The organism is Saccharospirillum salsuginis (assembly GCF_014651855.1).
GTDB lineage: Bacteria > Pseudomonadota > Gammaproteobacteria > Pseudomonadales > Natronospirillaceae > Saccharospirillum > Saccharospirillum salsuginis.
Window position 1 is genome coordinate 522,975 of sequence record NZ_BMXR01000002.1, and the last position, 12,307, is coordinate 535,281.

Genomic DNA, 12,307 nt, shown 5'->3' on the forward strand with positions numbered 1-12,307 from the left:
GCGCCGACAGTCTTGAAGGGGCTATTTATTGGCCTCCAGCCAGGCGATCAGGTCGGCTCGTTCTTCGTCCGTCATGCCACTGCGGTTGGCCAGGGGCATGTAACCGGTGCGCAGGGTGTTCAATACCCGGTCGGCCAGTGGTAACGCCCTGGTTGTGTCGTTCAGAATCAAACCGGCCGGTGGGCTGTTGAACATGGTGTCTGACGGTTGTTGCGCGTGGCAGGTGGCGCATCGGGTTTCGAGGATTTCGTCCATGTGGGCGCGTTGCGATTCGTTAGGGTCCGCGCTGGCGGCGACGACTGAGTCGCTGCTGTCCGAAGTGCCGCCACCTTCCTCTGCTGCTGACGCTTCCGCCGAAGCTGTTTGATCCGTGGTTTGCTCAACCGGTGCGCTGGCGGATTCGACGGTCGGACGCGGTGACGGAGTCATCAGCCAGGCCAGTACGGCAAGGGCGAGCAGAGACGTGGCCAGGATCATCGGCTGGACCTTACCCTGGTGGCGCAGGTTGAAGAAATGCCGTGCGTAGGCGCTGATGCAGCCGATGGCGGCGAGTACGGCCCAGTTCCATTCGTGACCGTAGGTCATCGGATAGTGGTTGCTGAGCATGATGAAGATGACCGGCAGGGTCAGGTAGTTGTTGTGGGTGGAACGCAGCTTGGCGAGCTTGGCGGGTTCCGGATCCGGTTCTTCGCCGTTTTCGACGGCGTTCACCAGGGCGCGCTGGGCGGGCATGATGCCGAGCAGGACGTTGGCGGCCATGATGGTGCCGATCATGGCGCCGACCTGGATGTAGGCGCCGCGCCCGGAGAACAGGGCGGACATGACCCAGGCGAAGAAGGTCAGCAGGACGGCGAGGACGAGCCCGAAGGCGAGGCCGTTGTGGCGCAGTGGTGTGCGCAGCAGGCCTTCGTAGACGGCCATGCCGGCGGCCAGGGAGAACAGGGACAGGACGATGGCCTGGCCGGTGCTGAAGGCGAATTTGGTGGTGTCGATGAGGTAGATCTGGGCGCCGACGTAGTAGATGAGGATCATCAGGACCATGCCGGTGAGCCAGGTGGTGTAGGCTTCCCATTTGAACCAGTGCAGGTGTTTGGGGGACTCTTCGGGACCCAGGGCGTATTTGGCGACTTCATAATAACCGCCGCCGTGGATGGCCCAGAGGTCGCCTTTGATGCCTTTGTCTTTTTTCCATTGCGGTGGCTCTTCGAGGTTGTTGTCGAGCCAGATGAAGTAAAAAGACGCACCGATCCAGGCGATGCCCGCGATCACATGGAACCAGCGGAAAAACATCTGCAGCCAGTCCATAAAATAAGCCAATGTCATTGTTGTTATCCTCGGTGAAAGTTTAAAACCTGAGGGTTGAACCCGCGACGGTTGGCGGGTGTGTTCCTTCCAGGGGCCGCTGTGAACCCATCCATGGGCGCTTAACTTCGACATCCTGTCTCAGATGCCCCTTCCAGGAACACACCCGCCAACTGTCGCTAGCCTTTACCAAACTCAATAAAAAAAGGTCGATATTAACTGCCGCGATAGGTGGTGTATCCGTGATCGCTCAGAAGTAAGGGGATGTGATAGTGCTCGTCCGGTTGTTCGATGGCGAAGACGATGCTGACCTGGGGGTAGAACTTAGGCCGTTGTTGGGATTCGAACCAGGCACCGGTGTCGAAGTCGACTTTGTAGGTGCCTTTTTCCCGGGATTGTCCGCTGAGCCAGTCGGTGATGCGGCCGTCGCTGTTGGTGGTGCCCTGGGCGATTTGGGTCCAGTCGCCACCGGTTTGCCGTGAGAGGGTGACGTTCAGGCCGGCGGCCGGGCGACCGGTGACGGTGTCCAGCACGTGGGTGGTGATGGGGCTTTTGGTAGTCATGGTGATTGCACTCTCGTGTTTACACGTTCGAAGGTGTCTGTTTATTGTTAAGTTTGACCGATCGGTTAGTTTTTATGGTAGGGCAGGTCTGGGTGCAATACAAGCATCCTGTGAGGTTTTTGCGTTACAATTTGAACCGGTCGGTTAGGGTTTTGTGGTGATGGTCCGCACCCTGGAGCCGGGTAAGACCCTCCCGGGTCGCCGTGAATACGTCCATGTAGGCTAGACGGCAGCATCCATGCTGCCCACTTCCCTGGAGTGTCTTACCCGGCCCCAGGGTGCTCGGTTCGTTGCCCCTTTATATTTCACAGTTCCCTTTTTCATGCTCGATGTAATAAATGTGTTTTCGATCCAGAATCCTGAAGTGAGTTAGGAAGAGTAATGAGTAAACGAGAAAAAAATCGCGCCGAGGTTCAGGCAAGAATTCTGGATGCGGCTGAGGAGGCGTTCAGTCTGAACGGTTTCGGCGGGACGAGCTTTCAGGATATCGCCCGGGCGGCGGGGGTGCCGAAGGCGAATGTGGTGTATTACTACTCGACCAAGGAGGCGTTGTATCGGGAGGTGCTGGGTCGGATTACGCGAACGTGGAACGATGTGTTCGAGCACGCGACGGAGGAGGATGATCCGGCGGAGGTGTTGGATCGGTTTATTCGACATAAGTTGCAGCAGAGTGTGAGTAATCCGCGCCGGTCGCGGATTTTTGCGATGGAGATTCTGCAGGGGGCGCCGCATCACGGTGATTATTTGCGCCAGGAGTTGCGGCCCTGGGTGCGACAGCGGGCGGATGTGATTCGGGCCTGGATTGAGGCCGGTAAAATGCGGTCGGTGGATCCGTTACAGTTGATTTTTATGATCTGGGCGACGACGCAGCATTATGCGGATTTCGAAGCTCAGGTGTTGACGTTGTTGAACCGCAAGGAGTATGAGCCGGAGGATATTCAGCGTATCGGCGATGAGGTCAGTGCGTTGATTTTGCGGGGCTGTGGTTTGGAACCGCCGGAAAGCCGTGCAGCTCCAAAACCGAAAACGCGGACTGTGTAATCGGTAGGGCAGATAACGCCTTCGGCTCTTCTGCCCTACTTTTATAAGTTACAGAAAAATATACTTCGCGATAAACAACACGCTCAACACATACAACGCAACCGATACCTGCTTGTACTGCCCGGTAAACACTTTCAAGAACGCGTAGGTTAAAAAGCCCAGCGCGATCCCTTCGGCGATCGAGAATGTCAGTGGCATCATCACGACGGTGACGATGGCGGGGATGGCGTCGGTGTTTTCCTTCCAGTTGATGTTCGCCATTCCGCCCATCATCAGCATCGCGACGTAGATCAAAGCGCCGGCGGTGGCGTAGGCGGGGATCATGCCGGCCAGCGGGGCGAAGAAGAGGGCGAGCAGGAAGAGGGCGCCGACGACGATGGCGGTCAGTCCGGTTCGGCCGCCGGCGGCGACACCGGAGGCGCTTTCGACGTAGCTGGTCACCGGTGGACATCCCATGAAGGCGCCGACGACGCTGGAGCTGCTGTCGGCTTTCAGGGCCTGGGAGAGGTTTTCGATGCGGCCGTTTTCGTTGACCAGGTGGGCACGGTGGGCGACGCCCATCAGGGTGCCGGCGGTGTCGAACATGTTGACGAAGAGGAAGGCGAGGATGACGCTGATCATGCCGACATCGAACGCACCGGCGATGTCGAGGGCCATCAGTGTCGGTGCGATGCTCGGCGGCATGGCCACCATGCCATTGAACTGGACCAGTCCGAAGGCGCCGCCGATGGCGGTGACGACGAGAATGCTGAGCAGGATGGCGGCGAAGACCCGGAAGTAGGACAGCACGGCGATCATGATAAAGCAGAGCGCGGCGAGTACGACGCCGGGGCTGGTGAAGTCGCCGACGGTGACCAGGGTCGCGGGGCTGGCCACCACGATGCCGGCTTCTTTCAATCCGATGAACCCGAGGAACAGCCCCACCCCGGCGCCCATGGCGTAGCGCAGGCTGGCCGGTATGCTGTTGAGGATCCACTCGCGGATACGGGTGAAGCTCATGATCATGAACAGCACGCCGGACAGGAAAACGGCGCCCAGCGCGACTTCCCAGGCGTAGCCCATGTCACCGACGACGGTGTAGGTGAAAAAGGCGTTCAAACCCATGCCGGGTGCGAGCCCGACCGGCCAGTTGGCGTAGAGCCCCATGATCATGCAGGCCAGCGCCGAGCCCAGGCAGGTGGCCACGAAGGCGGCGCCGTGGTCCATGCCGGTCGAGGCCATCATGTTCGGGTTGACGAAAATGATGTACGCCATGGTGTAGAAGGTCGTGATACCGGCGATGACTTCCGTCTTGACGCTGGTACCGTGCAGGCTGAGTTTGAAGAAGCGGTCGATCAGACCGGTGTTTGAGTCGGAACGGGATGGTGCAGAGGTGGCATGAGTGGTGTCCAGTGAATCCACGGTAGCGGCTCCTCAGGTGTTGTTGTTTTTGTAGTGCGCCACCCGGAAGACCGGGTGGCCCCTAAATCGAGGCTTGTTTGACCGATCGGTCAATATCACTGTAAGTCGAATGACACGGAAGCGCAATTCAATCGGGTATTGTCTCTCGATACGTCAGGTATTGGCTGGTTGCAGAGTGATTTGGAGGTCTTCGGGGAAAAAATGCTCGTCACAGTTGGGTAAATCACCGGCCCGATCGACCACCAGGAATTCATCCTGGTCTTTCAGGGCCAGCACCGGATGGTGCCAGGTCGCACGGTGGTAATTGACGCCCTGGTCTCCCCGGGCGATGAAGGCTTGAATCGCGTTCGGGTCGGGCCGGTCGGCCCGAGGGGCGACGACGATCAGGAAGGGTTCGCCGTGCAGCGGAATAAACGCCTGGCTGCCGTGCGGATGGCGTTCGAGCATGCGGATGCGAAACGGGTAGTCGTAGGCGCCGCTGCGAAAGATATTGATGATCGGCTTGCCATCGGCCGGTCCGGTATCGACCTCGGCCAGGCGGTGATAACGCCGGGTATTGCCGTCGTTGATCATGAAATAATCGCGGTCGGCCGTTTCGATGACGTCGCCGAAGGCTTTGAAATTGTCCCGGGTCAATGGTTGCGGTTGAAGGTTAATCTGCATGGTCATGGCCTCACATCTTCTGTAAACGGAACAGGGCGATCTTGTTGATCTCGGCCAGCGCCCGGTCGAATTCGTCGGCCGGATCGTTGTGAATACGCTCTTCGAACGAGGCCAGGATGGCGTGCCGGTTACTGCCTTTGACCGCCATGATGAAAGGAAAACCAAATTTGTCCTTGTAGGCTTTATTGAGCGAGGTGAAGCGTTCGAACTCTTCCGGTGTGCATTGGCTGATGCCCGCACCGGCCTGTTCGCTGGTACTGGCTTGCGTCAGTTCGCCCTGGACCGCCGCTTTTCCGGCCAGGTCCGGGTGGGCGTTGATCAGTGCCAGCTGTTCATCGCGTTCGGCGTTGAGCAGAACTTTGGCCATCAACGCGTGCAGGGTTTCGATGTGGTCGCAGTTGGCGTCGATGCCGCCGTCATAGGTTCGTTCGGCGACCCAGGGCGAATGTTCGTATATGTCGGCGAAGGTTTGGATGAAGTCTTCGCGACCCAGTTGGGACGGTGTGACGGTTTGGAACCAACTCATCGGTGTGCTCCTCGGGGATCAGGTCGTTGGGTAATGATGCTCGTACCAGTGCCGGGCAATGTCGACGCGGCGAGCGAACCAGACGTGTTCATGGCTTTGAACGTATTCCAGAAAGCGTTTCAACGCGCGAATGCGGGCCGGGCGGCCCAGCAACCGGCAGTGCATACCGATTGAGAGCATTTTCGGTGCGGTTTCGCCTTCCTCGTACAGGGTGTCGAAGGCGTCTTTCAGGTACTGGTAAAACTGCTCGCCACTGTTAAAGCCCTGCACCTGGGTAAAACGCATGTCGTTGGTATCGAGCGTGTAGGGGATCACCAGATGGGGCTTCTTCGGGCCCTCGACCCAGTAGGGCAGGTCATCGGCGTAGCTGTCCGAATCATAGAGGAAACCGCCTTCTTCCATCACAAGCCTTTGGGTGTTTGGGCTGTTGCGGCCGGTGTACCAGCCGAGCGGACGTTCGCCGGTGATGTCGGTGAGGATGCGGATCGCTTTGTTCAGATGCTCGCGTTCCTCTTCCGGATCCATGTCCTGATAGTCGATCCAGCGATACCCATGACTGCAAATCTCGTGACCGGCTGCGTGCATGGTTTTGATCACGTCCGGATGGCGTTCGGCGGCCATGGCGACAGCGAAGATGGTGAGCGGAATCTGGTGTTTGTCGAACAGCTCGAGCAATCGCCAGACTCCGGCGCGGCTGCCATACTCGTAGAGGGATTCCATGCTCATGTTGCGTTTGTTGGGCAACGGCTGGGCGGAGACCATCTCGGAGAGAAAGGCTTCGGATTCGGGGTCACCGTGCAGGATATTGCGTTCACCGCCTTCTTCGTAATTAAGCACAAAAGAAAGCGCGATGCGGGCGTTGCCCGGCCAATTCGGTTGGGGCGGGCGGGCGCCGTAGCCGATCAGGTCTCTTGGATAGTTGTTGTCACGCATGGTGAATCCTCGTCTTCTGTAGGGTGGGCACTGCCCACCGTTAATACTGACCCAAGCTGTTTATGATCGATTGTCTGTGTTGTATACCGGTGGTTCGGTTTAATTCGGTTGGTGGGCGGTGCCCACCCTACATGTCTCGGTCATGCACGACGTTTCCGGCCGAGATGGTGTAGCGAACCGCCCGGTCATCGCCGAGCATCATCAACACAAACAGTTTCTCATCCAGCGTCTCGGCATACTGCATCCGGTGCTTCATCAAGGGTGTCGATTCACAATCCAGCACCACAAAATCGGCTTCTTTGCCCACGGCCAACGACCCGATTCGATCGTCCAGACGCAAGGCTTTCGCACCACCCAGCGTCGCCAGATACAACGACTTCAGCGGATGCAGCTTGGCACCCTGCAACTGCATGGCCTTGTACGCTTCGTTCAACGTCTGCAGCAATGAAAAACTGGTGCCGGCGCCGACATCAGTGCCGAGACCTACATTCACTTTATGTTCCTCGGCCTTCGGCAGATTGAACAGGCCACTGCCCAGGAAGAAGTTCGACGTCGGGCAAAAGGCGATGGCGGAACCGGTGTCGTGCAGGCGCTTGAATTCCTGGTCGCACAGATGAATACCGTGAGCGAACACGGAGCGTTCGGTGAGCAGGTTGTGTTGGTCGTAAGCGTCCAGGTAGTTCTTGCTGTCCGGAAAAAGAGCCTGCACCCACTCGCACTCTTGCGAGTTTTCGGACAAGTGGGTATGCAGGTAAAGGTCGGGGTATTCACCCAGTAGCCGGGCAGCGGCGTTCAGTTGTTCCGGTGAACTGGTCGGCGCGAATCGGGGTGTGACAGCGTAATGCAGCCGGCCCTTGTTGTGCCAGCGTTCGATCAGCTCGCGGCTGTCGTCGTAGGACGACTCTGCGGTGTCGGTCAGGTAGTCCGGCGCGTTGCGGTCCATCATCACCTTGCCGCAAATCATGCGCAGGTTGCGTTGCTCGGCCGCCTTGAAGAAGGCATCGACGGAGGCTTTGTGAACGGTTCCGAATACGAGCGCCGTTGTCGTGCCGTTGCGCAACAACTCGTTCAGGAAGGTGTCGGCCACCTGGTCGGCGTGGTGCGATTCGGCAAACCGTTTTTCCGCCGGGAAGGTGTAGTTGTTCAGCCAGTCGAGCAGTTGTTCGCCATAGGAGGCAATCATGTCGGTCTGCGGAAAGTGGATGTGGGTGTCGATAAAGCCCGGCGTGATCAAGCTGTTCGGGCATTCGACGATCTCCGCGTCCTCCGGCAAGGTCGGCAGAAGGTCGCGAGCGTAACCGAGACCGGTAATGCGGTCGTTTTCGGTGACCAGCAGGCCGTCGGCCAGATATTCGTAGGACGCGTCCAGCCCAACCTCGGCCGGGTCGGCCAGGCTATGGACTATTGAGGCGCGCCACGCTTTCACATTCGATGACATTGTATTGCTCGTTTGTTGTCGGTTTATCTGGGTGCCTGGGCTTTTGGTGCCAGGAATCCGTACCGGGGGTGGGGGTACTACCCACCAGGGTCGCCATGAACCCATCCATGGGGGCTTGACGGCAGCCGTCCTGGCTGCCGACATCCCTGGTGGGTAATACCCCCACCCCCGGCACTGTCTTCGGTGCCAATAACTCCGCGCTCACCGATTGTATCGGTTTGTGTAGGGCAGAAGAGCCCTAGGCGATATCTGCCGTTGGAGGTTCAAGGGGCCATTGTTGGTCGCCATTGCCTCCGGGTAGATCGGCAGATATCGCTTCGCTCTTCTGCCCTACTTGTGTCCGGTTTACCCTGTGCCGTGGTTTGCATTGTCGGATTACGCCATCGGCTCCGAGACCAGGGTGCCGGACCAGACGTACCGATCCGACCTACGAAATAGGTTGATACAGTCGGCCAGCGACAGGTGCCGGGGTGGTGCCATCCAGGGATGTGGGCAGCAAGGATGCTGCCGTCAAGCCTACATGGACGTATTCACGGCGACCCTGGAGGTCACCACCCCGGCACCTGTTGCGGGTTTTGGCACAGTACTTTACTTAACAGGTTCTAACTCAGGCACCGTACCCTCAACTTTAGCCCGTTGCTCAAGAATCTGCTGAACCCCCATCAGAACGCGTTCCGGTGTAGCCGGGGCATCGATTCGGGGTTGGATCCTGTAATCACCCAGGCTTGCCACGGCGTCCTTGATCGCGCACCAGGCCGCGATGCCGAGCATGAACGGCGGTTCGCCGACGGCTTTGGAGTGGTAGACGGTGTCTTCCGGGTTCTTGCGGCTCTCCACCAACTTGGTGTTGAACTCCAAAGGCATGTCGGCCACGGCCGGGATCTTGTAGCTGGCCGGTCCGTTGGTCATCAATCGGCCCTGGTCGTTCCAGACCAGTTCCTCGGTGGTCAGCCAGCCCATGCCCTGAACGAAGCCGCCCTCGATCTGGCCGATGTCGACGGCCGGGTTCAGGGAATCGCCGACGTCGTGCAGGATGTCGGTGTGCAGCATTTTGTATTCGCCGGTCAGGGTATCGACGATGGCTTCGCAACAGGCGGCGCCGTAGGCGAAATAGTAGAACGGCCGGCCGGCGGCTTTGTCGCGATCGTAGTAGATCTTCGGCGTTCGGTAGAAACCGGCGCAGGACAGTGAGATCTGGTTGAAGTAGGCCAGCTCGATCAATTCCTCGAACGCCAGGTACTGGTCGCGAATGCGCACGTGGTTGTTCTTGAAGATCACTTCCTCGGGCGTGACCCGGTAGTGACCGGCGGCGAATGTAATCAGCCGATCCTTGATCGTTTGGGCCGCGTTCTGGGCGGCCTTACCGTTCAGGTCGGCGCCGGAGGAGGCGGCGGTCGGCGAGGTGTTGGGGACCTTGTCGGTGTTGGTCGCGGTGATCTGCACGCGGCCGATATCCACCTGGAAGACCTCGGCGACGACCTGAGCGACCTTGGTGTTCAGGCCCTGGCCCATTTCGGTGCCGCCGTGGTTCAGGTGAATGCTGCCGTCGTTATAGACATGCACCAGCGCGCCGGCCTGGTTCAGGTGTGTGGCGGTGAAGGAGATGCCGAATTTTACCGGCGTCAGCGCCAGACCTTTTTTCAGCACCGGGCTGTTGCGGTTGAATGCCTTGATCGCCTCGCGGCGTTTCGCATAGTCCGCACTGGCTTCCAACTCGGCGGTGATCTCGTCGAGGATGTTGTGCTCGACGGTCTGGAAGTAATGGGTCTCGTTGCGCTCTTCCTGGCCATAGTAGTTCGCCTTGCGTACGTCGAGTGGATCCTTGCCGAGGGACCGGGCGATGGCGTCCATAATTTCCTCGATCACCACCATGCCCTGCGGTCCGCCGAAACCGCGATAGGCGGTGTTGGAGGCCAGGTTGGTCTTGCACCGATAACCGGTGACGACGGCATTGTTCAGGAAGTAGGCGTTGTCCGAGTGGAACATGGCGCGGTCGACGATGGAGCCGGACAGGTCGGGCGAGTAGCCGCAATTGCCGGCCAGATCGAGGTTGATGCCCTGCAGGCGACCGTCGTCGTCGAAGCCAACGTCGTACCGCGCGAAAAAGGGATGGCGTTTGCCGGTCATCATCATGTCGTCGACGCGCGGCAGACGCATCTTGGTCGGCTTGCCGGTCAGACGGGCGACGACGGCGCACAGGCAAGCCGGGCCGGCGGCCTGGGTTTCCTTGCCGCCGAAACCGCCACCCATGCGGCGCATGTCGATGGTGACGCGGTGCATGGGCACGCCGAGAACGCTGGCCACCAGTTTCTGGACTTCGGTCGGGTTCTGGCTGGAGGTGAACACCAGCATGCCACCGTCTTCGGTCGGCATGACCGAGGAGATCTGGGTTTCCAGGTAGAAATGTTCCTGGCCGCCGATATGCAGCTTGCCTTGCAAGCGGTGCGGTGCGGCGTTCAAGGCGGCACCGGCATCGCCGCGTTTGTGCTGGTGACTGTCGAGCACGAAGTGCTCTTTCTCCAGTGCTTCCTCGACGTCCAGAATCGCTTCCAGGTCTTCGTACTCGACAATGGCGGCCTTGGCCGCCTTGCGGGCTGTATCCAGGCTGTCCGCGGCAACGGCGAGTACCGGCTGGCCGACGTATTCGACTTTGCCGTCCGCCAGCAACGGATCACCGGAGAAGACCGGGCCGATGTCGAGATCGCCGGGCACGTCCTGCGCCGTGATGACGATCTCCACACCCGGTATGTCATAGCAGGGCGCGGTGTCGATGCGCGTGATGTTGGCGTGGGCTCGCTCGCTCAGCAGGGCGTAGACATGCAATTGGTTGGGAAATTCCAGCCGGTCGTCGATGTATACCGCTTCACCGGTGACATGCTTGTCGCCGCTTTCGTGTTTCAACGGCCGGCCGACGCCGGTGACCAGGTCCTGGGCGAAGATCTCGGCCAGCTCGGCCTGGGTTTTGGTTTGGACGAAATGTTTAGACATAAGCCGTTACCCGAGTCTCGATGGTGGACGATTGCAGTTCCAGAAACGCCTTGCGCAACAGGTTCTGCGCCGTGGTCAGCCGGTAGTCCCGGTTGGCGCGAAAGTCAGTCAGGGGCGTGAAGTCGTTTGCCAGGGCGACGCAGGCGAGGTCGATCGTCGCTTCGTTCCAGGGCTGTCCGACCATGGCTTGTTCGCAGGTTTTTGCCCGTTTGGGGATGGCCGCCATGCCGCCGAAGGCGAAGCGGACGTCGGTGACGGTTTGGGTTTCGTCATCCAGCCGAATGGACAGGGCCGCACAGACGGCGGAAATGTCGTCGTCGAGCCGCTTGGAGATCTTGTAGGCACGGAACTGCCAGTCGCCGAGGCGCGGAACGATGACTTTCTCGATGAATTCACCCGGTTGCTGTTCGGTTTTCTTGTAGTCCAGAAAGAAGTCTTCCAGCGGCAAGGTGCGCTGCCGGTCGCCCTTGCGCAGCACGATGCGGGCGCCGAGCGCGATCAATAACGGCGGAGAATCGCCGATCGGGGAGGCGTTGCCGATGTTGCCGCCGAGCGTGCCCTGATTGCGGATCTGCAGGGAGGCGAAACGATGCAGCAGTTCGCCGAAGTCCGGGAATTCGGTGGCGAGCGCATCGTAGCAGTCGGTCAGGGGGGCTCCGGCGCCGAGTTCGATGCGATCCTCATAGGTTTCGACCGTTTGCAGCTCGCGCACATTGCCGACATAGATCGTTGTCGGCAGTTCGCGATGGAATTGGGTGACCTCGAGCGCCAGGTCGGTACCGCCGGCGAGCAGGCGAGCATCCGGATGGGCTTCATAGACGCCGGCCAGTTCGGTGACGGTCAGCGGGATCAGGCAGCGCTTGTCGCCGGACGTGAGTTCGGCGGTTTCGGTCGGGGCGATGGCTCTCAGTTGTTCAATGGTGCTCGACTTGGCGGCGTCGAAATGGTCGGACCGGTGTTGGTCGGCGACCTGTTCGGCGGCGGCCAGGATCGGACGATAGCCGGTGCAGCGGCACAGGTTGCCGGCGAGGGCTTCCTGTGTTGCCGCTTTGTCGTAGGCCGCGGGGTGGTTTTTATCCAGCGCGAACAGGGACATGACGAAGCCCGGGGTGCAGAAGCCGCACTGGGAGCCGTGGCAGTCGGCCATGGCGGCTTGCACGGGGTGCAGTTGGTCGTTGTGCTTGAGGTCTTCGACGGTGATGAGTTGTTTGCCGTGCAGGGCGGAGACGAAGGTCAGGCATGAGTTCAGGGTGCGGTAGCGGATGTCGTCGCCGATCAGCTCACCGACGACGACGGTGCAGGCGCCGCAGTCGCCGGATGCACAGCCTTCTTTGGTGCCGGTCTTGCGGCAGTGTTCGCGCAGGTAGTTGAGCACGGTCATGTTGGGGTCGAGGGTGTGCTCGGTGCGCAGGGTCTGGTTGAGTAGAAACTGGATCACGGTTGGTCTCCTGC

At 59.7% G+C, this 12,307-nt stretch carries 10 protein-coding genes; 1 reads left to right on the forward strand and 9 read right to left on the reverse strand.

What is annotated here, in order from left to right:
- Positions 1-21 precede the first annotated feature (21 nt).
- Positions 22-1,323, reverse strand: a complete 1,302-nt coding sequence (locus tag IE111_RS05455) for a urate hydroxylase PuuD (RefSeq protein WP_189607480.1) — start codon at positions 1,321-1,323, stop codon at positions 22-24.
- A gap of 194 nt (positions 1,324-1,517) precedes the next feature.
- On the reverse strand, positions 1,518-1,865 hold the full coding sequence (uraH, locus tag IE111_RS05460) for a hydroxyisourate hydrolase (RefSeq protein WP_189607481.1): 348 nt from the start codon (positions 1,863-1,865) through the stop codon (positions 1,518-1,520).
- Between the two features lie 381 nt (positions 1,866-2,246).
- On the opposite strand from uraH, the gene IE111_RS05465 reads away from it, so the two are divergent.
- Positions 2,247-2,906, forward strand: coding sequence for a TetR family transcriptional regulator C-terminal domain-containing protein (locus tag IE111_RS05465; RefSeq protein WP_189607482.1), 660 nt, complete (start codon positions 2,247-2,249; stop codon positions 2,904-2,906).
- Positions 2,907-2,954: 48 nt separating this feature from the next.
- Here IE111_RS05465 and IE111_RS05470 read toward each other — a convergent pair whose 3' ends face one another.
- The 7 genes from IE111_RS05470 to xdhA all read right to left on the reverse strand — a co-directional run bounded on the left by IE111_RS05470 (position 2,955) and on the right by xdhA (position 12,293).
- Positions 2,955-4,298 (reverse strand): NCS2 family permease, encoded by a 1,344-nt coding sequence (locus IE111_RS05470; RefSeq protein WP_229805260.1) that lies wholly within the window; start codon positions 4,296-4,298, stop codon positions 2,955-2,957.
- 162 nt (positions 4,299-4,460) lie between these two features.
- Positions 4,461-4,976: an ureidoglycolate lyase gene (locus tag IE111_RS05475; RefSeq protein ID WP_229805239.1), complete on the reverse strand. Its 516-nt coding sequence runs from the start codon at positions 4,974-4,976 to the stop codon at positions 4,461-4,463.
- A 4-nt stretch (positions 4,977-4,980) separates the two neighbouring features.
- On the reverse strand, positions 4,981-5,496 hold the full coding sequence (gene uraD / locus IE111_RS05480) for a 2-oxo-4-hydroxy-4-carboxy-5-ureidoimidazoline decarboxylase (RefSeq protein ID WP_189607483.1): 516 nt from the start codon (positions 5,494-5,496) through the stop codon (positions 4,981-4,983).
- Between the two features lie 18 nt (positions 5,497-5,514).
- Positions 5,515-6,429 carry an allantoinase PuuE gene (puuE, locus tag IE111_RS05485; protein WP_189607484.1) on the reverse strand — a complete coding sequence of 305 codons (915 nt, stop codon included), beginning with the start codon at positions 6,427-6,429 and terminating at the stop codon, positions 5,515-5,517.
- Between the two features lie 127 nt (positions 6,430-6,556).
- Positions 6,557-7,867: a guanine deaminase gene (gene guaD, locus IE111_RS05490; RefSeq protein ID WP_189607485.1), complete on the reverse strand. Its 1,311-nt coding sequence runs from the start codon at positions 7,865-7,867 to the stop codon at positions 6,557-6,559.
- Between the two features lie 588 nt (positions 7,868-8,455).
- On the reverse strand, positions 8,456-10,855 hold the full coding sequence (xdhB, locus tag IE111_RS05495) for a xanthine dehydrogenase molybdopterin binding subunit (RefSeq protein WP_189607486.1): 2,400 nt from the start codon (positions 10,853-10,855) through the stop codon (positions 8,456-8,458).
- Positions 10,848-12,293, reverse strand: a complete 1,446-nt coding sequence (gene xdhA / locus IE111_RS05500) for a xanthine dehydrogenase small subunit (protein WP_189607487.1) — start codon at positions 12,291-12,293, stop codon at positions 10,848-10,850. The genes xdhB and xdhA overlap by 8 nt, the downstream gene beginning before the upstream one ends.
- Positions 12,294-12,307: the final 14 nt, after the last annotated feature.